General features: G+C 35.6%; 19 protein-coding genes. 14 read left to right on the forward strand and 5 right to left on the reverse strand.

Translation table 11 applies throughout. From position 1 onward, the window contains the following. Positions 1-25 precede the first annotated feature (25 nt). Positions 26-3700, reverse strand: coding sequence for a glycosyl hydrolase family 28-related protein (locus DWW68_RS00795; RefSeq protein ID WP_158576773.1), 3675 nt, complete (start codon positions 3698-3700; stop codon positions 26-28). A gap of 149 nt (positions 3701-3849) precedes the next feature. Then, complete coding sequence (locus tag DWW68_RS00800) at positions 3850-4605, reverse strand: hypothetical protein (RefSeq protein ID WP_118588533.1); 756 nt, start codon at positions 4603-4605, stop codon at positions 3850-3852. A gap of 159 nt (positions 4606-4764) precedes the next feature. Between DWW68_RS00800 and glyA the strand changes: the two genes are divergently transcribed. Continuing rightward, positions 4765-6006: a serine hydroxymethyltransferase gene (gene glyA, locus DWW68_RS00805; RefSeq protein WP_118588534.1), complete on the forward strand. Its 1242-nt coding sequence runs from the start codon at positions 4765-4767 to the stop codon at positions 6004-6006. A 29-nt stretch (positions 6007-6035) separates the two neighbouring features. Further along, positions 6036-6437: a hypothetical protein gene (locus DWW68_RS00810; protein WP_118588535.1), complete on the forward strand. Its 402-nt coding sequence runs from the start codon at positions 6036-6038 to the stop codon at positions 6435-6437. A 32-nt stretch (positions 6438-6469) separates the two neighbouring features. Here the strand turns inward: DWW68_RS00810 and aroC are convergent, their stop codons facing one another. After that, a complete protein-coding gene (gene aroC, locus DWW68_RS00815; RefSeq protein ID WP_118588536.1) occupies positions 6470-7567 on the reverse strand; it encodes a chorismate synthase in 1098 nt (365 codons plus the stop codon). Between the two features lie 185 nt (positions 7568-7752). On the opposite strand from aroC, the gene tgt reads away from it, so the two are divergent. From tgt to DWW68_RS00870, 11 genes are all read left to right on the forward strand, one after another. Continuing rightward, a complete protein-coding gene (gene tgt / locus DWW68_RS00820) occupies positions 7753-8889 on the forward strand; it encodes a tRNA guanosine(34) transglycosylase Tgt (RefSeq protein ID WP_118588537.1) in 1137 nt (378 codons plus the stop codon). Positions 8890-8901: 12 nt separating this feature from the next. Continuing rightward, the gene (gene yajC / locus DWW68_RS00825) at positions 8902-9210 is read left to right on the forward strand and encodes a preprotein translocase subunit YajC (RefSeq protein WP_021952892.1); all 309 of its coding nucleotides are present in this window, start codon (positions 8902-8904) and stop codon (positions 9208-9210) included. A gap of 309 nt (positions 9211-9519) precedes the next feature. Continuing rightward, positions 9520-10602: a 3-isopropylmalate dehydrogenase gene (leuB, locus tag DWW68_RS00830; RefSeq protein ID WP_021952893.1), complete on the forward strand. Its 1083-nt coding sequence runs from the start codon at positions 9520-9522 to the stop codon at positions 10600-10602. 17 nt (positions 10603-10619) lie between these two features. Next, a complete protein-coding gene (gene ilvD, locus DWW68_RS00835; protein WP_021952894.1) occupies positions 10620-12287 on the forward strand; it encodes a dihydroxy-acid dehydratase in 1668 nt (555 codons plus the stop codon). Between the two features lie 20 nt (positions 12288-12307). Continuing rightward, positions 12308-13999 (forward strand): biosynthetic-type acetolactate synthase large subunit, encoded by a 1692-nt coding sequence (ilvB, locus tag DWW68_RS00840; RefSeq protein WP_021952895.1) that lies wholly within the window; start codon positions 12308-12310, stop codon positions 13997-13999. A 32-nt stretch (positions 14000-14031) separates the two neighbouring features. Next, complete coding sequence (serC, locus tag DWW68_RS00845) at positions 14032-15114, forward strand: 3-phosphoserine/phosphohydroxythreonine transaminase (protein ID WP_021952896.1); 1083 nt, start codon at positions 14032-14034, stop codon at positions 15112-15114. 68 nt (positions 15115-15182) lie between these two features. Then, complete coding sequence (locus DWW68_RS00850) at positions 15183-16346, forward strand: phosphoglycerate dehydrogenase (RefSeq protein ID WP_118588538.1); 1164 nt, start codon at positions 15183-15185, stop codon at positions 16344-16346. A gap of 74 nt (positions 16347-16420) precedes the next feature. Continuing rightward, positions 16421-17302, forward strand: a complete 882-nt coding sequence (locus DWW68_RS00855; protein ID WP_158576774.1) for a mechanosensitive ion channel domain-containing protein — start codon at positions 16421-16423, stop codon at positions 17300-17302. Positions 17303-17322: 20 nt separating this feature from the next. Continuing rightward, entirely contained in the window at positions 17323-17724 is a 402-nt protein-coding gene (locus DWW68_RS00860) for a hypothetical protein (RefSeq protein WP_021952899.1), read from the forward strand. Beyond that, positions 17714-18793: a DNA/RNA non-specific endonuclease gene (locus tag DWW68_RS00865; protein WP_118588540.1), complete on the forward strand. Its 1080-nt coding sequence runs from the start codon at positions 17714-17716 to the stop codon at positions 18791-18793. The genes DWW68_RS00860 and DWW68_RS00865 overlap by 11 nt, the downstream gene beginning before the upstream one ends. A 181-nt stretch (positions 18794-18974) precedes the next feature. Then, positions 18975-19712 (forward strand): hypothetical protein, encoded by a 738-nt coding sequence (locus tag DWW68_RS00870; RefSeq protein ID WP_118588541.1) that lies wholly within the window; start codon positions 18975-18977, stop codon positions 19710-19712. A 63-nt stretch (positions 19713-19775) separates the two neighbouring features. Here the strand turns inward: DWW68_RS00870 and argH are convergent, their stop codons facing one another. Then, entirely contained in the window at positions 19776-21149 is a 1374-nt protein-coding gene (gene argH / locus DWW68_RS00875; RefSeq protein WP_118588542.1) for an argininosuccinate lyase, read from the reverse strand. A 167-nt stretch (positions 21150-21316) separates the two neighbouring features. Here argH and DWW68_RS00880 point away from each other — a divergent pair, with 167 nt between their 5' ends. Continuing rightward, positions 21317-22270: a tRNA-dihydrouridine synthase family protein gene (locus tag DWW68_RS00880; protein WP_118588543.1), complete on the forward strand. Its 954-nt coding sequence runs from the start codon at positions 21317-21319 to the stop codon at positions 22268-22270. 50 nt (positions 22271-22320) lie between these two features. Here DWW68_RS00880 and htpG read toward each other — a convergent pair whose 3' ends face one another. Continuing rightward, a complete protein-coding gene (gene htpG / locus DWW68_RS00885; RefSeq protein WP_021952906.1) occupies positions 22321-24309 on the reverse strand; it encodes a molecular chaperone HtpG in 1989 nt (662 codons plus the stop codon). Positions 24310-24342: the final 33 nt, after the last annotated feature.

The raw sequence follows: 24342 nt of genomic DNA on the forward strand, positions 1-24342 counted from the left end.
ACCTAATTTAAATTTTAGTTGTAATTTACTTCTTTACAATTGTTGAACCCCAGTCATAGTCTACTTTTTTGTAATTGTTGTTAACTACAGATAAAATATCATTGTAGAGGTACTGGTGTGAAGCTGCATTAGGCATACGACATGAATCGTAAAGGACTCTTGCAACTTTGTATATAGAGTAATTATAAACTTTACTGTATACAACAGAACCATCTGATAAAACAGCATATGCTCTAACTTTATAGTTGGCATTGTAAGCAGCGGCAGTAGTTCCGTTATTAGTCATTGTTCTCACGAAGTAAGTAGCAGTGTCAGATGAACCGAACTTTCGGTCAATAATACCTGCCTGTGTTGCTTCAAATTTAGCTACATATTGATTTGTTGAATCAATAACCATATCTGAATCTGTAACACCCATATCAGCATACCCGTAAATATTACCATAAGACACAACACTTAAGTTGTTGATAATTGGTTCAACCGAAGAAATTACTCTGAAACCTTTAAGTTGTGAGCTAATCTGGTAGCCTTCAATCTTAACTAAATTACTAATTGTGATTGGATCAACTGGATCAGGATCCGGAGTATCAATTTCTCCGGTGTCAACAGTTCCATTTGGTAAATCATTTCCAACTGCTGAATTTAAAGCATAGAATTCGTGAATTGACCAGTAATTTCCTTTTGAACCGGTTTGCATTACACGAACATAACGGGCATTCTGAGTATTGAATGTTATTACGCCACTTGAACTTGAACCGGATGCAATAGCACCACCCCAGTTATTTCCGTCGTTACTTACGTAAATTTCATAGCTTGCAGGAGCATCTGAAGATGTACTTGTAGCTGTATCAAGAATTAATGTATTAAACTGGTATGTTTTACCAAAATCAACAGTAAACCACTGTCCATAAACCTGACCACCGGATGTATCCCATCTTGTTCCAATATTGGCATCTAAGGCTTTATATGCATTTCCGTTATTAGCAGAAGCAGAAGCTACCCAACCTGAACGTGAAATATTTGACAGTAAGCCATCAGATGAAAGAGATGCATAAGCACTCTGGTTACTATCCCATAATTTAAAGGATGTTGTGGCATTGTCTCTGTTGTTTACAGTGGAACCACTTATGGAAATATGTGATTCGCTTCCTGAATTTACAAAACCATTTCCATTCTGATTTAAGTTAGAAGAAATGATATTTGCATTACTTCCAGACATACTTGCAAAAGTATTCTGACCAGGATTCTGGAAGTGGGCACCAACTAAATTCAATGTTGTGTTTGAAGAAGGCTGTGCATTAATGCCATAATATGCCTGTCCCCAATAATCTGAGTTGTACAGGTTTAAAGTAATACCTGAATTACTATCAAGATAGTAGTATGATGTATCGTTTGTTACGTTGCTAAGGGCAACAACCTGTGAATTATATAAATCGAAACTCTTGTTTGTTCCGGCACCGGCATAAATTGAATTACTTGAACCATCAATACCCATACCCATTGATGAACCGGACGGACCACCATTTCCTTCGTTCTGAAGCACTAAACCATGGGCTGAACCATAGTGGAAATCATTATAAAGAATTTCGTTTGTACAATCTCCTAAAATAAGGAAATCTAAATATTTAAGTCCATAACTGTATAATGGAGCATTACTTACACCGTTAGGCATATTGGTAAAGCTTCCGAATTTGCTTTCATTACCACATGCATAAACGATAACGTTAAACATAAGGTTGAATAATTTTCCGTTTTTACAGTTGTTACCAACTTTAACACCTACGTTAAAACAGTGACCGCCTAAGAAATCAACGTAATGGTTGTCACACTTATATGTAAATAAATCAAGTGCCTTATAAGAAGCTCTTACTGATGAGTTAATAACATAAATGTTAGCTCCCTGTCCCTGAATAGTATAAGGATATTCAGCAGGCATCCATGATTCAGAACCATCAAATACCTGTTCAGGGTAATCAACTACGATACCTCTAAGTCCGGCATTAGCTTTAAGGTTAATGAAACATGAGCCGTTAGGATTGTTTCTGTTTTCGTATGCTTCTAATATAGTTCCTGAACCGTGAGGTACTGTCTGTAAATCAACATTTCCTCTTAATTCAACATTTGAAGGTACATCTAAATGACCTCTTACCTTATATTTTCCATTTGGAATAAATACAATACCGCCACCATCTGCTGAAGCCTGATTTAAGGCTGCCTGAATAGCAGAAGTATTATCGTTAGAAGAGGTGCTTGCATTGTATGGTGCTTTTGTTACATCATATAATACATATCTGTTTGGCACATGGAAATCAAATGATATTTCAGGAAAATCTTCAACACTTGTTATATCAGCTTTATCTGAAAATGTGATTTCATAAATTGAATTATTAGAAATGCTTCTTCCGTTTTTAAATGAACATCCCTTTATGATTCCACGACCCGATAATCCAAAGTATAGCTGTGGAGCTAAGTTGTTAAACTCACAACTGTTAGCTGTAAGGGTACCACCGTTAATTGATACCTGACCTGATTTAACGTTTGACTTGTTAAAAATCACCTTGGTATTTGATGTGGTAGAAGTTCTAAGAGCATACTTTGATGCAGCAATTGTTGTGTCGAAGAACTGGGCAACATCAGAAGTACCATCACCTAAGCTGATACCTGTTTCACAGTTAGTAAGTTTGATTTTATCAAATAAGATACCAACGCTGTTTGTAGCATTAATCATGATACCTGTCTTACAATTTTTTATGTTGAAATTGTAATGGTGACCGTTAGGAGTTGCATTGTCATCGGCTGAAAGTGTTTTTTCACAATCATATCCACACATATAACCATCAATGTTAATGTTACATGTGTATGACCAGTCGTTTCGTCTCATAACAATACCGGTTGATTTTTCCTTCATGTAAGACTCGAAAGAAGTCTTGTTTGATGGAGCGTTTGAAAGACCTGAGTTTGTCCAGTAATCAGGTGAAAAGTGAACTCCGTCAATTCGTCCAACATCGGCAATTTTGTCAATTTCAATACCTTTGTAAAGAGTTGTTCCGTACAAATTGTAAACAACAGGAGAAGCTCCACCGTTATCATAATTGAAAAGAATACCTATGTATGAGTTGACTAAAGTTACGTTTCTTGTGTTACAATACTCGTTTCCGAAGTAATTGTTTAAACCATATCTGATAGTAGGAGAATATGGTACAACATTATTCGCATCCTGCTCAGGATACCATATTGCAAGATCCATAACACCTGTTTCAGGTGCCATTTCGATGAATGGCGTAGAACGTTCATTGCCGTTTTTTCCTGTATACGCCATAAGTAAGGTTCCTTCAGGTAATGCACTGTTTTTTGATGGCTTTGTCCAGTCACCACGTAAAGTTACACCCTTTGGAATAGTAAGGTTTCCTTTTATAACGTATTTTCCGGTTGGTACATATAAGGTACCTCCGCCTAAATTGCCAAGCTTATTAAGCAATTTCTGGAAAATATTGGTGTTATCGGTAACGCCGTCGCTTACCGCACCAAAATCCTTTACGTTATAGGAATAAATAAATGTGTCGGATTTATCAACTGTGTATTTCAGTGTGTAATCCGGTGCCGGGATATTGTTAATATCCGCAGCATTTGTGCTTACTGCAGGCAGGACAAACAATGCCATTGTAAGCGCGAGAAATAGTGCTTTGAATGTTGACTTCATTGCATAAAACCCCCTCATAAAATATAATAATAAAATACTGCTGTATAATGAAAAAAACATCACATTATACAACACAGCAATATAATTATAAAAAAGTTATGTAAAAGTTGCAATGTTAAAATACAAATGCCTAAAGTTTTTTGTGAGATTTACATAAATTTTATTCTCCTTAATTCATCCTGAAGCTTTCCAACATAACTGCTTAGTTGTTCACACTGTCTGGAAAGCTGTTTTTTTGTATATTTAAGATTAGATATTTCCATGTTTTTTTCATAAATCTGCTTTTGACATTTAATTAGTTCACTGCTTTTTTCCGATAATGAATCTTTTAATTGTTCAATGGTTTCGTTAGCAGCTAAATTCACATTGTCAGGTCCGTTTTTTGTAATTGTTGTAATGGTTCCGTTTTTACTTAAGTAGTAGCAGTCATTTTGCAAAATGATATAGGTTTTCCTGTTAGAGCTTACCACATCGAAGTCATTATAATTTTTAATGTTACGCTTAATGAGACATGTATGGTTTGGTGCAGAGCAAAGCAGATAATAAACATCACAGAAATTGCTATGGTTATTGTGAGTACAATAAAATATGTAAAGTTCATTTTCGCACATTATAGGTGAAACATTTACAATAGTACGCCCGTTTTTGCTGTCTTCTAAAGGAATGGATAAAAACTCCATAAAATGATTCCCCGACAAGGTTGCAGTTTTTATTTTATTGTCGGTGGATATATAGAAGGCGTATTTTTTATTACCATCATAAATTCTAAAGTCATCTTTTACGTCATTAAAAATAATCCCCTCAGGGTGGATATGTCCTCTAATTGCCGTATACATATATACGTTATGTCCGTTGTGGTAAAGTATAGCCGGCTGACCGTTGTCAAATGCAAGAATTTTGTACATAGTATCCTCCTTTAGTTTTACCTTAATAAATATTATTTTTCGGATTAAAATAGAACAAAATTAAAAAATTAGTTTAAAAATATAGAAGGTTATGGTAAAGTAATAAGGGAAAAAATCGGCTTAAGTGTCGTTTGATTATAAATATATGGAGGTTTTATTATGTTTTCATTTGATGAAATTAAAAATGCAGATGCAGAAGTTGCTAAAGCAATGGAAGATGAACTTGGAAGACAGCGTTCACATCTTGAACTTATTGCTTCTGAAAATCTTGTAAGCAAAGGTGTAATGGCAGCTATGGGAAGCCACCTTACAAACAAATATGCAGAAGGATATCCGGGAAAGAGATATTACGGCGGATGTGAATACGTTGATGTAGTGGAAGAATTGGCAAGAGAAAGAGCTAAGAAATTATTTGGATGTACATACGCCAATGTTCAGCCTCATTCAGGTGCACAGGCAAATATGGCTGTATTTTTCGCATTGGTAAAACCGGGAGAAAGGGTTATGGGTATGAGTCTTGATGCTGGCGGACACCTTACCCATGGTTCACCTGTAAATATGTCAGGAACATATTTTGACGTAGTATCATACGGCGTAGATGAGAATGGATTTATAGATTACGACGAAGTAAGAAGAATAGCACTTGAAGCTAAGCCAAAGCTTATTGTGGCAGGTGCAAGTGCTTATCCAAGAAAGATAGATTTCAAGAAATTCAGAGAGATTGCAGATGAAGTGGGAGCATATTTAATGGTAGATATGGCACACATTGCAGGTCTTGTGGCAGGTGGTCAGCATATGAGCCCTATTCCTTATGCGCATGTTACTACAACAACTACCCATAAGACATTAAGAGGACCTAGAGGCGGACTTATTCTCTCAAGTGAAGAGTTTGCTTTAGAACATAAATTAAACAAAGCAGTATTCCCTGGTATTCAGGGTGGACCTTTGATGCATGTTATAGCTGCAAAGGCAGTTTGCCTTAAGGAAGCATTATCTCCTGAATTTAAGGTATATGCAAAGAATATTGTAGATAATGCCCAGGCATTGGCAAAAGGTCTTACTGACAGAGGTTTTGACCTTGTATCAGGTGGTACCGATAACCACTTAATGTTAGTTGACTTAAGAAGCAAGAATATTACAGGTAAAGAATTTGAAATAGCTCTTGATGCCGCAAACATTACATGTAATAAAAATGCCATTCCGAATGACCCTCAGAAGCCGGGTATTACCAGTGGTGTCAGAATTGGAACACCTGCTGTAACTACAAGAGGCTTAAATACAGAGGATATGGATGTTATTGCAGAGTGTATGGCTGATATTGCAAGTGATTTAAAAGGTAATTGCGAAAAGGTTAAGGCAAAGGTTAAGACATTAACAGACAAGTATCCGTTATATGAATAAGATTCATATTTTTGGAAATAATTACACATATGAAGAGTGTAATTAACAGAGATTTTATAAAATGTGGAATAACAGGCTGGTGTATTGAGGTACTCTTTACATCAGCCTCTTGTTTTAAAGAAAAAAATTATAAACTTATAGGAAAGACATCCATATGGATGTTTCCAATATATGGTATGGCATCAGTGATTAAGCCAATTAGTAAAAAACTTAAAGCTTATAATAAACCAATGGTGGAAAGGGGAGCAGTTTATACAGCAGGAATATTTCTGGTGGAATTTGTGTCAGGAATCCTGTTAAAGAAAAGTAACAATTGTCCGTGGGATTATAGCAGTGCGAAATATAATATAAAAGGAGTTGTTCGGTTAGACTATGCTCCGTTATGGTTTGTAATGGGGCTGATATATGAAAAAATCCTTAGCAAAGATTAGGTTTTGCTAAGGATTTCTAGTATAAATAGTTTTTATTTGTAAAAGTCTATTATTTTATCTAACTTAGAAGTCATTCCCGTAAAAAGCATATCTACAAGAGTAACGGCAACCATTGATTCCACCACAACCACTGCACGGGGAACAATAATCGGGTCATGACGGCCTTTTATGTTAATATCAATGTTTTCACCGGATTTATTAATGGTTTGTTGAGTTCTTGCGATAGATGGTGTAGGTTTAACTGCTGCACGTACCACAATAGAAGAGCCATCACTCATTCCACCTAAAATTCCACCGGCGTGATTAGATGTCTTGGAAATAACACCGTTTTCAATGCTGAATCCATCATTATCCGTTGAGCCTGACATTTTGGCAACTTCAAAACCGTCACCTATTTCAATGCCTTTAATGGCACCGATGGACATAATGGCTTTGGAAATATTAGCATCAAGCTTGTCAAATACAGGTTCGCCAATTCCCGCTGGCATATTGTTTACAATACATTCAATTATTCCACCACATGAATCCATTTCAGCCATTTTTTCGCCCAAAATTTTTTCAGCTGCTTTTGCAGCATCTGAATCAGGCATATAAACAGGATTTTTCTCAATTTCATCTTTGTTAAATTTTTTGTAATCTATTTCAACATTGCCAATACTCTTAGAATATGTAAGAATCTCAATGCCAAGCTTCTCAAGAATTTTTGAGGCAATGGCACCGGCAGCAACACGTCCGATGGTTTCGCGACCGGAGGAACGTCCACCACCACGATAATCCCTAAATCCGTACTTGGCATCAAATGTATAATCTGCATGTCCCGGTCTGTAATATGAAGCAATATCACTATAATCCGCAGAATGATGGTCTTTATTTTTTACAATCATTGAAATAGGTGTACCGGTTGTTTTTCCTTCAAATACACCTGAAAGTATTTCAACCTTATCATCTTCTTTTCGCTGGGTTGTATATTTTGACTGACCGGGTTTTCTTCTATTTAAAAACTTCTGTATGTCATCTTCGTTTAATTCAAGTCCCGCAGGACATCCATCTACAACAACACCTAATGCCTTGCCGTGGGATTCACCCCATGTTGTAATTTTGAAAATATTTCCGTATGTTGAACCAGCCATATAGCAAGTCTCCTTTCCGTAAAATCGCCTATAACAGTATAACAATATCCTCAAACAGGTGTCAACTTAATGTTTGACCGGAAAATACATTTTGGGTTTGTTTACATATTGAAAATATATCAAAATAATGTTATAAAATATAAATGTACGCATTTTTGAGTATAATATAATAAAGCAGGTATAATATGTTTAAAGTTCTAGCAAAAGATGGGGCAGCAAAGTACGGTAGGTTTGAAACGGTGCATGGCACTATTGAAACTCCTGTATTTATGAACGTAGGTACGGCAGGAGCCATAAAAGGTGCAGTAGCTGCAGAAGATTTAAAGGAAATAAAGACACAGGTGGAATTATCTAACACTTATCACCTTCATGTAAGACCGGGAGATAAGATAGTTAAGCAGCTTGGGGGCTTACACAGGTTTATGAATTGGGATAAGCCCATACTTACAGACTCAGGTGGATTTCAGGTTTTTTCTCTGGCTGGTCTTAGAAAAATAAAAGAAGAAGGAGTTTATTTTAACTCTCATGTAGATGGAAGAAAGATTTTTATGGGTCCGGAAGAAAGTATGCAGATTCAGTCAAATCTTGCATCAACCATAGCCATGGCATTTGATGAATGTCCTTCCAGTGTGGCTTCAAGAGACTATATTGAAAATTCAGTTGCACGAACTGCAAGATGGCTTAAAAGATGCAGAAAGGAAATGAATCGTTTAAACGGTCTTGAGGATACAATAAACAAAAATCAGATGCTTTTTGGAATCAACCAAGGGGGGATATATGATGATGTCCGTATTGAGCATGCAAAAGCCATCTCTGATATTGATTTAGATGGTTATGCCATAGGCGGTCTGGCAGTTGGGGAAAGTCACGCGGAAATGTACCGTATTATTGAAAAGGTAGTTCCATATCTTCCGGGAGACAAGCCGGTTTATCTTATGGGTGTAGGAACACCGGCTAATATATTAGAGGCAGTTGAGAGGGGAGTTGACTTTTTCGATTGTGTATATCCTTCAAGAAACGGAAGACATGGTCATGTTTATACTAATGCAGGAAAGCTCAATTTGTTTAATGCAAAGTATGAGACTGATGACAGACCGATAGAGGAAGGATGTCAGTGTCCGGCATGTAAATATCATACAAGAGCATATATCAGACATTTACTTAAAGCTAAAGAAATGTTGGGAATGCGTTTGTGTGTATTGCATAATTTATATTTTTATAATACAATGATGGAGGAAATCAGAGAGGCTATAAAAGCCGGAAGATACAGTGAGTATAAAAATAATAAACTGGAAGGTTTTAAAGAAAACGACAAGAATTAGGAGGTAGGTTTTATGCCAGTTTTAGTAGCAGCAGGTTCAGGCTCAAGTCAGGGAATACTTATAATGATTGCATATGTTGTAATTATTATTGGATTTATGTATTTTATCGCTATCAGACCACAGAAGAAACAGGAAAAAAAGCAGAAAGCTTTAATGGATAGTGTTGAAATCGGTGATAGTGTTTTAACCACAAGCGGATTCTACGGAATGATTATTGATGTTCAGGAAGAAACAGTTATTGTTGAGTTTGGTGGAAACAAAAACTGCAGAATACCAATGCAGAAGGCAGCAATAGTTGACGTGGAAAAAGCAGAAGCATAATATTTTAAACATGCGGGTTATAATCTAGGTTTTTAGATTTGATATTGGAAGGAATATCTGAAATCAGGGTTTCAGATGTTCCTTCTTTTTATAGTTATATATTTACGGCAAAACTTAACTAAAATATACGATTTTTTCACAGTAAAAATAATCAATAAAACTGATTAAGATATATGTGTTGAAAAATGAGTTTATTTGGGTTATAATTTATGAGTTAATGTGGATTTTTATAATTAGAAATTAAATACACTGATTATACATAGAAATTAATTATATCCACTAGAAACTATAAGGAAAAGAGGATGCATAATGAATTTTAATGTTGCAGTAATTCCAGGAGATGGAATCGGACCGGAAATTGTTACAGAAGCACAGAAGGTTCTTAATGCTGTCGGGGAAAAGTTTGGACATAGTTTCCAATACACGGAAGTTGATATGGGTGGCATATCTATAGACAAATATGGTGTCCCTCTTACAGAGGATGCACTTGAGACAGCAAAGAAAAGTGATGCGGTATTATTAGGTGCCGTGGGTGGAGTCGTCGGTAAAGACAGTTGGTATGAACTACCACCTAATTTAAGACCGGAGGCAGGGCTTCTTGCAATTAGAAAAGGTTTGAATCTTTTTGCTAATTTAAGACCGGCTTATCTTTACAAAGAATTGAAGGGTGCATGTCCGTTAAAGGAAGAAGTGGCAGATGCAGGCTTTGATATGATTATTGTAAGAGAGCTTACAGGCGGACTTTATTTTGGCGAAAGAAAAACAGAGGAAGTTGATGGGGTTCTTACGGCAACAGATACTTTGACATATAACGAAAATGAAATAAGAAGAATTGCTAAAAAAGCTTTTGACATTGCAATGAAGAGAAGAAAGAATGTCATAAGCGTTGATAAATCTAATGTATTGGACAGTTCAAGATTGTGGGACAAAATTGTAAACGAAGTGGCAAAGGATTATCCTGAAGTTACCCTTACCCATATGTTGGTAGATAACTGTGCAATGCAGCTGGTAAAAAATCCGGCACAGTTTGATGTGGTAGTTACTGAAAATATGTTTGGTGACATTTTATCAGATGAGGCAAGTATGATAACAGGTTCCATAGGAATGTTATCATCAGCAAGTCTTAGAGAGGATAAGTTCGGACTTTACGAACCAAGTCATGGAGCAGCACCGGATATAGCAGGACAGAACAAGGCAAATCCTATAGCTACAGTTCTTTCAGCAGCTATGATGCTTAGATATTCCTTTGATTTGGATGAGGAAGCTGATGCAGTGGAAAAGGCAGTGGAAAAGGTTCTTGAAGATAATATCAGAACAATTGATATTATGTCAGATGGCATGACACTGGTAGGCTGTAAGGAAATGGGCAATGAAATCGTAAAGAGAATTTAAATTTCAGGAGGTTTATTATGAAGAGTGATTCAGTAAAAAAAGGAATACAGCAGGCACCACACAGGTCATTGTTTAATGCTCTCGGTATGACAGAGGAAGAGCTTTCAAGACCTTTGGTTGGTATTGTTTGTTCATATAATGAAATTGTTCCGGGACATATGAATCTGGACAAAATAGCACAGGCAGTTAAAATGGGAGTTGCCATGGCAGGTGGTACTCCAATTATGTTCCCGGCTATTGCTGTTTGCGATGGTATTGCTATGGGACATGAGGGAATGAAATATTCTCTCGTAACAAGAGATTTAATTGCAGATTCAACTGAATGTATGGCTAAAGCCCATCAGTTTGATGCATTGGTAATGATTCCTAACTGTGACAAAAACGTACCGGGACTTTTAATGGCAGCTGCCAGAGTTAATGTTCCAACAGTATTTGTTTCAGGTGGACCAATGCTTGCAGGACATGTACATGGTCAGAAGAGAAGTCTTTCATCAATGTTTGAAGCGGTTGGTGCTAATGCTGCCGGTAAAATGACTCTTGATGACGTAAGAGAATTTGAGGAAAAGGTATGTCCTACATGTGGTTCATGTTCAGGAATGTATACAGCTAACTCAATGAACTGCTTAACAGAAGCACTGGGTATGGGACTTAAAGGAAATGGAACCATTCCGGCAGTTTATTCTGAGAGACTTAAACTTGCAAAACATGCAGGTATGGCTGTAATGGAAATGGTAAGAAAAGATATCAGACCAAGAGATATTATGACAAAAGATGCAATTCTCAATGCATTAACAGTAGATATGGCACTGGGATGCTCAACAAACAGTATGTTACATCTTCCGGCAATTGCCCATGAAATAGGATTTGATTTTGATATTTCATTTGCTAATGAAATCAGTGCTAAGACACCTAACTTATGTCATTTGGCTCCTGCAGGTCCTACATATATGGAAGACCTTAACGAAGCCGGTGGTGTTTACGCAGTTATGAATGAGTTAAGTGAACTTGGTTTATTACATGAAGATTGTATGACAGTTACAGGAAAGACTGTTGGAGAGAATATTAAGGGCTGCGTAAATAAGAACCCTGAGGTTATAAGGCCGTTAGACAATCCATATAGTAAAACAGGTGGTCTTGCAGTTCTTAAGGGAAATCTTGCACCTGATGGTTCAGTTGTTAAACGTTCAGCAGTTGCAGACTCAATGATGGTACATGAAGGACCGGCAAGAGTGTTTGAATGTGAGGAAGATGCTATTGCAGCAATTAAAGGTGGAAAAATTGTTGATGGTGATGTTGTTGTTATCAGATATGAAGGACCTAAGGGTGGCCCTGGTATGAGAGAGATGTTAAATCCTACATCAGCTATTGCAGGTATGGGTCTTGGTGAGACAGTTGCTCTTATTACAGACGGCAGATTTTCAGGTGCTTCAAGAGGAGCTTCCATTGGACACGTATCACCTGAGGCAGCTGTAGGCGGACCTATAGCATTAGTTGAAGAGGGAGATATTATTAAGATAAATATTCCTGAAATGACACTTAATGTAGATGTTTCAGATGAAGAAATGGCAAAGAGAAAAGAAAAATGGCAGCCTAGAGAGCCAAAGGTAACTACAGGCTATTTAGCAAGATACGCTTCTATGGTTACATCAGGCAATAAGGGAGCTACATTAGAGATAAATAAATAAAGCGGAAGAGAGGAAATACTATGATATTAAATGGTTCACAAATTGTTATAGAATGTCTTAAAGAACAGGGTGTTGATACAGTATTCGGTTATCCGGGAGGAACTATTTTAAATATTTACGATGAGCTTTACAAGAACTCAGATGATATAAATCACATCCTTGTATCCCATGAACAGGGTGCAGCCCATGCTGCTGACGGATATGCCCGTTCAACAGGTAAGGTTGGAGTTTGTATGGCAACATCAGGTCCGGGAGCAACAAATCTTGTTACAGGTATTGCAACAGCATATATGGATTCTGTTCCACTGGTAGCTATTACAGCTAACGTTGCAAAATCAGGTCTTGGAAAGGATTCATTCCAGGAAATAGATATTGTTGGTGCAACAATGCCTATTACAAAGCATAACTTTATTGTAAAGGAAATTGAGGATTTAGCACCTACACTTAGGAAAGCATTTAAAATTGCTAAGAGCGGAAGACCGGGCCCTGTACTTGTAGATATTACAAAGGATGTTACAGCTAACAAGATTGATTTTGAAAGTAAGAAGCCTGAAGAAATAAAGAGATATTCAGATATGATTACTGAAGATGATTTAAATACAGTTGCAGAAATGATTGCAGCTTCTAAGAAACCGTTTATTTTAGTTGGCGGTGGTGCCGTAATATCTGAAGCAGATAAGGAAGTAAGAGAATTTGCTCAATTGGTTGACGCACCTGTATGTGACACACTTATGGGTAAAGGTGTTATTGAGGGAACTAATAAGAGATATACAGGTATGATTGGTATGCATGGAACAAAGACATCAAACTTTGGTGTTACTGAATGTGATTTACTGTTAGTTCTTGGAGCGAGATTTAGCGACAGAGTTACAGGTAATGCAAAGAAGTTTGCTAATAATGCCAGTGTTGTACATATTGATGTGGATCCGTCAGAGATTAATAAAAATATTAAGGCTGATGCCAGCATTATAGGTGACATTAAGGAAGTTCTCGTAAGACTCAATAAATTAGTTACTCCACAGAATCATGAAGACTGGATGAAGCATATAGAGGAAATGAAAGAAAAATATCCTCTTGATTTAGATAAGTCGAAACTTACAGGTCCGGCAGTTATTGATTCTTTGTACAACATTACAAAGGGAGATGCTATTATTACAACAGATGTTGGACAGCATCAGATGTGGGCAGCACAGTTTTATAAATATAGCAGACCAAGACAGCTTATTACATCCGGTGGACTTGGTACCATGGGATATGGTGTTGGCGCTTGTATAGGTTCAAAAATGGGCAACAAAGACAAGATTTGCGTAAATATCGCAGGTGACGGTTGCTTTAGAATGAATATGAACGAAATTGCCACAGCAACAAGATATAACATTCCAATTATTCAGATTGTAATTAACAATCACGTTTTGGGAATGGTTAGACAGTGGCAGACATTATTCTACGGAAAGAGATATTCTAATACAGTTCTTAATGATGCAGTTGATTTCGTAAAGATTTCAGAAGGTATGGGAGCTAAGGCTTACCGTGTAACAACTGTAGATGAATTTGAAAAGGCATTGAAGGAAGCTATCGAATTAAACATCCCTTGTGTAATTGATGCACAGATAGATGAAGACGATAAGGTATTTCCAATGGTTCCTGCTAATACAGCTATCAGTGAGGCATTCTCTGAAGAGGATTTAGCAGCAAGAGGATATGATTGTTAAATATATAATATAAATTAGGAGGCAAATAAAAAATGAGCAGAGTATATAATTTCTCAGCAGGTCCGGCAGTATTACCGGAAGAAGTATTGAAAGAAGCAGCAGATGAAATGCTTGATTACAAGGGATGTGGAATGAGCGTAATGGAAATGAGCCATCGTTCAAAAATGTTCCAGCAGATTATTGATGAAGCAGAACAGGATATTAGAGATTTAATGAATATTCCTGATAACTATAAGGTATTATTCCTTCAGGGAGGAGCTTCACAGCAGTTTGCTGCAGTTCCTATGAATTTAAAGAAAAATGGTAAGGCAGCATATATTATCACAGGTCAGTGGGCAAAGAAAGCAGCTGCAGAGGCTGAAAAATTTCTTGAGGTAAAGAGAGTTGCTTCATCAGCTGATAAGACATTCTCATATATTCCTGATTGCAGTGACTTGGATATTGATGATGATGTAGATTACGTTTATATTTGTGAGAACAATACAATTTATGGTACAAAATATCATGAATTACCAAATACAAAGGGACATACATTAGTAGCTGATGTATCATCATGTTTCCTTTCAGAGCCGGTTGATGTTACAAAGTATGGCGTTATTTATGGTGGTGTTCAGAAGAACGTAGGACCTGCAGGTGTTGTTATTGCAATTATTAGGGAAGATTTAATTCCTGAGGAAGTTGACAGTACTGTACCAACTATGCTGGCATGGAAGACACAGGCAGATGCAGGCTCACTTTACAATACACCTCCTTGCTATGGAATTTATATCTGTGGTAAGGTATTTAAGTGGATTAAGAAAATGGGTGGTCTTGAAGCAATGAAGAAGCATAACGAAGAAAAGGCTAAAATTCTTTATGATTTCTTAGATAACAGCAAGTTATTTAAGGGAACAGTAGTTCCAAAAGACCGTTCATTAATGAATGTTCCTTTTGTAACAGGAAACGAAGAATTAGACGCAAAATTTGTTGCAGAAGCTAAGGCTGCAGGACTTGAAAATCTTAAGGGACATAGAACTGTAGGTGGAATGAGAGCAAGTATTTATAATGCTATGCCTATTGAAGGTGTTAAGGCTTTGGTAGAATTTATGGATAAATTTGAAAAAGAGAATATGTAATTTAATATATTGCAGCATGGCTTTTTAGGTTATGCTGCAGATTATAATATAAAATAAGGAGCAGAGAAATGACAAAAGTAAATTGTTTAAATCCTATTTCTAAATTAGGAACAGATTTATTTAGCGATAATTATGAAATGACAGATGATTTTGCACAGGCTGATGTAGCTTTGGTAAGAAGTGCGGCAATGCATGATTTAGATTTACCGGAAAGCCTTATGGCAGTAGCAAGAGCAGGTGCAGGAGTTAATAACATTCCCCTTGATAAGTGTGCTGAAAAGGGTATTGTTGTATTTAACACACCTGGAGCAAATGCTAACGGAGTAAAGGAATTAGTTCTTTGTGGAATGCTTCTTGCTTCAAGAGATATAATCGGAGGTAACAAGTGGGTAAGCGATAACAAGGAAGATGAAAACATTAACAAGACAATGGAAAAGGCAAAGAAGAATTTTGCCGGAAATGAAATTAAAGGTAAAAAGCTTGGTGTTATTGGTCTTGGAGCAATCGGAAGATTAGTAGCAAATATGGCTGTTTCACTGGGAATGGAAGTATATGGAACAGACCCTTATCTTTCAGTTGAAAGTGCATTAAGCCTTAAGAGAGCAGTTAATCTTGTAAATACAAGAGAAGAAATTTTTAAGACATGTGATTTTATTACAGTTCACACACCTCTTCTTGATGATACAAAGGAAATGATTAATAAAGACACAATTGCCATGATGAAGGATGGTGTTGTTGTTCTTAACTTTGCAAGAGATTTACTTGTATGTGATGATGATATGGCTGAGGCAATTAAGTCAGGTAAGGTTAAAAAATACGTTACAGATTTCCCTAATGCAAAGACAGCTAATATGGATGGCGTAATTGCAACTCCTCACCTTGGAGCATCAACAGAAGAATCAGAAGACAACTGCGCTGTAATGGCAGTAAATGAAATCATGGATTTCGTTGAAAACGGAAATATTACAAATTCAGTAAACTATCCTGCAGCAACTCTTGGTGTATGTGATAAGACAGCCAGAATTACTATTTGTCATAAAAACGTACCAAACATGATTGGTCAGCTTACATCTGTAGTAGCAGGTGAAAACATTAACGTGGCAGATATGGTAGATAAGTCAAGAGGAGACTTTGCGTACGCAATTATTGATTTAGACCACCCTGTAACAGATGCTTTAATTGAAAAATTAAATGCAGTTGAAGGTGTAATTAAGGTAAGAGTAGTTAAATAATTTATTTTTAATAATTTACTGATATAATGAGGCTGTTGTATAATAGCCTCATTATTGATTTTATGGAGAGTATTATGGAATTTTTATTAGCAGCCGATAATGTGGCAGATGAATTAGATGCTGAAAAAATCAGCCAGGATGTAAGCAGATTAGCCAAATTTACAGATAGCATGGTGGACAAGCTTATTAATTTCGGATTTAGCATACTAGTTGCAATTATAATATTTGTAATTGGAAAAATTATAATTAAGTTTGTCCGGAAATTTGTTAAAAAGTTACTTCTTAAGTCTACAGTGGATTTGGGAGTTGTAAAATTTATTGACTCAATAATAAAAGTTGTGGGTTATGTTATGGTTTTAATCATTATATGTGGTGAAATCGGCATCCAGACAACATCTTTTATTACCCTTTTAGGAACAGGTGGATTATCCATAGGTCTGGCACTTCAGGGAAGCCTTGCCAACTTTGCAGGTGGCGTACTTATTTTGGTTTCAAAACCATTTATAATAGGGGATTATGTACAAATATGTGGTGAAGAAGGTATTGTTAAGAAAATTGACATTATATATACAACATTGGTTAAATATGACAACAGAATTATAAAATGTCCTAACGGTGAAGTGGCAAATAATACTATTATTAATTATTCCAATGAAGACGGCAGACGTGTAGACGTAAAGTTTTCAGTTCACTATGACAGCGACCTTGCTAATGTTAAAAATGTTGTACGGGATATTATATCAAAATGCCCATATACACTAAAGGACAGGTCTAATGATGTGGCAATTACCAAATTAGATGACAGTGCCATAGCATTAGAGGCAAGAGTATGGGTGGAAACAAAGGATTACTGGCAGGCATATGACTATTTAAATGAACATATCAAAACAGGTCTTGATGAAAAAGACATTGTTATACCTTATAATCAGTTAGACGTGCATATTTCAAATAAGTAGACGAGGAGGAAACACTTGCTATGGTTTTAATTGTATGTTTGGATTTAAATAACGGTATGTATTTTAATAACAGAAGACAAAGCCGGGATAGAGAAGTAATTAAGGATATAGCCTTTATTACTAAAAACAATAATTTAATAATGACTGAATATTCTCATAAATTATTTGAAAATGAATGTGAAAACATAGTTATAACTGATGATTTTGAAGGGCAATATTTGGAAAATGACTTTTGTTTTGTGGAAAACGAAGATGTTCAGTTAGAAAATATAAAGAAAATAATTGTTTACAGATGGGACAAAGTATATCCGTCAGATTATTGCCTCAATTTAGAAGGCTACCATTTAACGTCTACTTTGGAATTTAAGGGATATTCCCATGAAAAAATAGTTAAAGAGGTGTATTTGAGGAATGAAGAATAAATTTAAAGGTTTACTGGTATATTTAACACTTATTGCTTTATTGTTTTCAGGATGTAGTCAGGATATATCCACTTACTCAGACAATACAGAGGTAACTCAGGCAGTTACTAAGAGCAACAGTGCCACTAAAAGTGATTCTAAGAAGCCAAAGAAAAAAAGTGGCAAAAACACATCGTCGAAAAAGAATAAAAGTAGTAAAAGGACAACTAAGAGCAGCAAATCGTCATTTAGCTATAAAAGTGTTCCAAAATATAAAGACAAACCATATGTTGCAATTAACAACAACGAGCCATTTTTTAAAAAGAATGAATTAAAGGGAAAGTCCTTTGAAAAGTATTCAAAGCTTGATTATCTGGGAAGATGTGGAGTGGCTGAGGCATCTGTTGGAACAGACTTAATGCCTAGTGAAAAGAGAGGCTCCATAAGTCAGGTAAAGCCCACAGGCTGGCATTCGGTTAGATATAATTTTGTTGACGGAAAATCTCTGTACAACCGATGTCATTTAATCGGATACCAGTTATCAGGAGAAAATGCCAACGAGAGAAACCTTATTACGGGAACCAGATATTTAAATGTTGATGGTATGCTTCCTTTTGAAAATATGGTGGCAGATTATGTAAAAGAAACCAAAAATCACGTAATGTATAGGGTTACTCCTGTGTTTGGTGGAAATGAATTGGTGGCAAGAGGTGTCTTAATGGAAGGATATTCTGTCGAGGATGATGGAGACGGAATATGTTTTAACGTATTTTGCTATAATGTTCAGCCAAAGGTAAAAATAAACTATGCTACAGGGGAAAGCAGTGGCTCAGGGGAAATTAAGACAGCACAAAATGGAAACAGTAAAAATACCACTTCAAAAGGTGGAACATCAAAAAATCAAACATCTAATGAGAATCAGGATGATTCAAAGTATGATTATATTTTAAACATGAATACACATAAGTTCCATTTGCCGGGATGTAGAGGTGTTAAGCAAATGAGTGAGGCAAATAAAGGCAAATATAAAGGCTCTAGAGAAGAAGTGATAGAACAGGGGTATGAACCGTGTAAAATATGTAACCCTTAGAATGACTTAGACTATAGATATGATTTAGAAACAGGTGTTACCTTGGCGTTAAGGTAATGCCTGTTTTAGTATGAAATATTTGATAATGTTACAAGAAAGATACAATTTTGAAATATAATTTTTTGTATTAATATAGGTTAACATTGCCTTTTTAAGGCTTGATTGATTCATGGAGGGAGTTATGGAAATATTAACTTTTCTTTTTTGGAGGTTGTTTATACTTAAAGCAACGGCATCCATTTTGGGAGGCTTGTATTTATGCATAAAGGGGAACAAAATTTCAACAGTAACAATACAAAAAATGTTTTCAGGTTATTGTGGAGTAATATTTGGTTCATTGATTATGTTTTTACTTAACCCAAATGCCATTCTTATGATTTTTGGTTGTGTAATAGGTTATTTCATATTTTTTCTGACTGATAAAATTTTTAAAAATAATGGAATGTTTCTGGTATCGTTTGTGTGTGTTATGGAATGGGGATATATTATACCCACAAGTATCATTTTTCATAATGCTGAAAGATTAAAAAACAGCATACACATAATATCAGATAAAGACAGAAGTTATGTTGAAAAATATTTTATGGGAGATAATTATGCAATTTGGGACAAATGTTTTTTCATGGCAGTTTTGATTGGTCTAATAGCTGCTGTTGTCATGGCACTGGTTGTAAAAAACAGGAAAATATTAAATTTTATGATGTTATTAATAGGTTCAGTTCAACTTTTTGGAAGCATTTTCTCGGTTTCAAATTACTTTGACAGAAGGGTAACTGATTGGGAAGTAGTATACATTCCATATATGAACATCCACTTTGAAAACAATGGGATTTATCTGGGATGGTCAATCATTATGACTGCCATAATATTTTATTGGATTCAGAAAAAGGTGGACAAATCAAACAATAATATAGATTAAAAATATACATACTAAAAATCTCCTGTTACAGGATAGCCTGACAGGAGATTTTTGTGTACGGATTTATTTGTTTAAATATTCTTTATATACCTTAATTACCTTTTTCATTGCGTCAGGTCCCGGAGCACCGATAGTTGTTCGCTTGTTTACGCATGTCTCTAAGCTGATGGAATTGTATATATCATCTTCAAAAACAGGACTGATTGCCTTATATTCGTCTAAAGTCATATCGTCTAAGGCAATTTTCTTTTCTTCACAGAAAAGAACTAACTGACCTACAATTCCGTGGGCATCTCTAAAAGGAACACCATGATTTACAAGGTAGTCAGCAGCATCTGTGGCATTAGTAAATCCATGTTTGGTGCTGGCTTCCATAATATCTTTATTGAAAGTCATTGTGTCAATCATTCCTGTAAATAAAACAATACAGCCCTTTACAGTATCAATGGCATCAAAGGTAAGTTCCTTATCTTCCTGCATATCCTTATTATAGGCAAGAGGAAGTCCCTTCATTGTTGTAAGAATAGAAGTAAGGGCACCATATACACGTCCTGTTTTACCACGAATAAGTTCTGCAATGTCAGGATTTTTCTTCTGTGGCATAATACTTGAACCTGTGCTATAGGAATCGTCAATGTTTACAAATCTGTATTCATTGGAGTTCCAAATGCAGATTTCCTCACAGAAGCGGCTTAAATGCATCATAATAGTAGACAATGCACTGAGAAGCTCAATGATGTAGTCCCTGTCTGATACTGAATCCATACTGTTTAAAGTCGGTCCGTCAAAATCAAGTAACTGCGCAGTATATTCTCTGTCTAACGGATAGGTAGTTCCTGCAAGGGCACCTGAACCAAGAGGACAATAATTCATTCTTTTATAAATATCATCAAGTCTGTCACGGTCACGTTTAAACATTTCAAAATATGCACCAAAATGATGGGCAAGAGTAATTGGCTGTGCCTTTTGAAGATGTGTAAATCCCGGCATATATGTTTCTGTGTTATTTTCAATAACATTTAACAGAGAAGAAAGAAGAGTCTTAAGTAATCCGTTAATTTCAACCACTTCATCTCTGGTGTATAATTTCATATCTAAGGCAACCTGGTCATTACGGCTTCTTCCTGTGTGAAGCTTTTTGCCGGCGTCGCCAATACGTTCTATTAAATTAGCTTCAACAAAGCTGTGAATATCTTCACTTTCCTTTGAAAACTGAAGAGTACCATTATCAATATCTTCCTTAATACCTTCTAATCCTTTGATAATCTGATTCATTTCATCTGTGGAAATAATATTTTGCTTACCAAGCATTTTAACATGAGCAATACTTCCACGTATATCCTGTGCATAAAATTTCTGGTCAAAAGAGAGAGATTCATTAAAGTTATGAACTAACTGATTTTCCTCTTTTGTAAAACGACCGCCCCATAATTTCATATGTATACCTCGCTATTTCGTAATTTTTAGTTTATTTAAGACCTAATAAGCCTACAACTATAAAAGTATATCATTTAAGCACTGGTTTTTCAAATGTTCTTTTGATATACTATAGCTTGCTTAAGAATCAATGAAATAATTAGAAAACTAATGAAAGGTCAGTTGAAATGAAATTTTATTTTGCACCTTTAGAGGGAGTAACGGGATTTACATATAGAAATGTTTTTGCAGATTTGTTTGGTGGAGTGGATAAATACTATGCTCCCTTTATTTCTCCCTGTGTAAATGACAAATTAAAGGGAAAAGAAATAAGGGATATTTTGCCGGAAAACAATAGTGGTAAGGTAAATCTAGTTCCTCAGATTTTAACTAATCGGGCAGATTATTTTATAAAGGCTACAAAACAGATTATGGATATGGGTTATACAAAGGAAATTAATATAAATATTGGTTGCCCTTCAGGTACGGTAGTAGCCAAAAACAAAGGTTCGGGATTCCTTAGGGATACAGATGCCATGGGCAGGTTTTTTGAGGAAATATTTAACTGGAGGGATTCAGACGAAAGTGGACTGGATATTTCAGTAAAAACAAGGATAGGAGTAAATGATGCTGAAGAATTTTCGGAAATTATGGAGGTTTATAACCAATATCCAATTAGTGAACTTACCATACATCCCAGAACTAGAAAGCAAATGTATAGGGATACGCCGGATATGAATGCTTTTGATTATGCTTTTAAGGTGAGCAGGAATCCTTTGTGCTATAATGGGGACATTAGAACAGTTGTGGATTATGAAAATTTTGCAAAAAAGTACAATGTAGAGGCGGTAATGATTGGCAGAGGACTGATTGCAAATCCACAGTTGGTAAATGAAATTAAGGGACAAGAGAAGCTTACTAAAGAAATGTTAAAACAGTACCATGACAGGCTGTACCGGGATTTTGAAAAAATAATGAAAGCTGATAAGCACCTTTTATTCAAAATGAAGGAATTTTGGAATTATGTATCATGGAATTTTGAAGATGAAAATAAGTGTGCCAAGTTAGTTAGAAAATGCCAGAATTTGTACAAATACAACCTGGCAGTAGAAGAAATATTTGGAACAATGGAACTTAAATAAAAAGAAAAAACTCCGATTACACAAGAAAAGGTAACCGGAGTTTCTTTGAATTATTTAGTTAAAATTTCAAGAATTTTATTGCTTCGTTCAATGAAGGCTGTCATGCTTTCAGGATTAAGTGGTGTATGGCTTATTAATGCTAAATCATAAAGCTGTTTGCAAATAAGCTCTGTGTTTTCACCTTCCGGATTGTCCAAAATATACTTAACAAGATTGTTAGAAGCATTAAGGGTAAGAGTTTCACCGGCTCCGCCAAACATTGAAGGATCCATATTAGACATACCGTACATTTTCATCATATCCTGCATACGGCGTGTCTCTTCAGAAACGGTAATCATGGAAGATACCTTTTCATCCTTTAATTTCTGAACCTTTATATCAATTTCCCTTCCCAACGCTTTCTTGAAGGTTTCGCTTAACTTTTCTTTTAATGATTTTTCTTCATCTTCACTTAATTCTTCCGTGAATGAATCGTTTAATTCATCATCAATACGTTTAAATTTAACCCCTTCATTCTTTGATTCAAGCTGTGTAATAAATGGCTGGTCAATGCTGTCCTTTAAAATAACTGCATCGATGCCCTGAGCCTTAAACATATTTACATACTGGCTCTGCTGAACAGGGTCGTTTGTATAGAAAATAGTGTTTTCATGATTTTCCTTATTTTCTTCAAGGCATTCCTTAAATGTAAGATATTTATTATCTAAGTTCTTGAAAAGAACATAGTCAGACATCTTTTCGCAGAATTTCTCGTCTTTTAAGCAGCCGTATTTAATGAAGGGACTAATGTCATCCCAGTATTTCTCATAATTTTCCTTATCGGTTTTACACATACCGGATAATTTATCAGCAACTTTCTTAGTAATGTAGTCTGAAATCTTTTTAACGAAACCATCATTTTGCAAAGCAGAACGTGAAACGTTAAGTGGAAGATCAGGACAATCAATAACACCCTTTAAAAGCATTAAAAATTCAGGAATTACCTCTTTAATATTATCGGCGATAAATACCTGATTGTTGTAAAGTTTAATAGTGCCTTCTATGGATTCGTATTCCATATTAATCTTAGGGAAGTATAAAATACCTTTCAAATTAAATGGATAATCCATATTTAAATGAATCCAGAATAAAGGTTCCTTATAATCCATGAAAACCTTATGATAAAATGCACGATATTCTTCATCACTACATTCATTTGGATGTTTTGTCCAAAGAGGAGTAGTGTCACTGATACTTACCGGACGCTTCAAAACCTTAACTTTTTTCTTTTCAGGTTCAACCTCTACAGTCTCCTTAGTACCGTCTTCCTTTTCTTTTTCTTCAGTTTTAGCCGGCTCTACAATATGTTCAATAACAGTATCTTTTTCTGTTAATTCTGATTCGTCAATTGTTTCATATTCAGGCTCTGCAGTTTCGTCAGATAAGAATATTTCCACAGGCATAAATGAGCAATATTTATCTAAAACTTCACGGGCTCTGTACATATTGGCAAATTCTACACTGTCTTCATTTAAGTAAAGAGTAATCTTTGTGCCACGGGTTGTTTTGTCAGATTCACTCATGTTAAATTCGGTTCCGTCTTCACAATCCCACAATACAGCCTTAGCATCCTTCTTGTAAGATAATGTATCAATTGTAACTCTGTCGGCAACCATAAAAGCAGAGTAGAAGCCTAAACCAAAATGTCCTATAATCTGGTCATCAGATGTTTTGTCCTTGTACTGTTCAAGGAAAGCTTCAGCACCTGAAAAGGCAATCTGGTTAATATATTCATCAACTTCATCCTCCGTCATACCGATACCGTTATCAATAAAAGTGATGGTTTTTTCATTAGGATTTACAATAACCTGAACCTTAAGCTCTTCGTCATCAGCGATTTCTGTTTCACCCATCATATCCAATTTCTTTAATTTGGTAATCGCATCACATCCGTTTGATACTAATTCTCTGAAAAAAATGTCATGGTCAGAGTACAGCCATTTCTTAATAATAGGAAATATGTTTTCGCTATTAATAGATAAACTTCCTGTTTTTGCCATTATTAATCACTCCTTATATAAAAATATTTTATT

The organism is Eubacterium sp. AF16-48, from assembly GCF_003479405.1.
Taxonomy (GTDB): Bacteria; Bacillota; Clostridia; order Lachnospirales; family Lachnospiraceae; genus Eubacterium_G; species Eubacterium_G segne.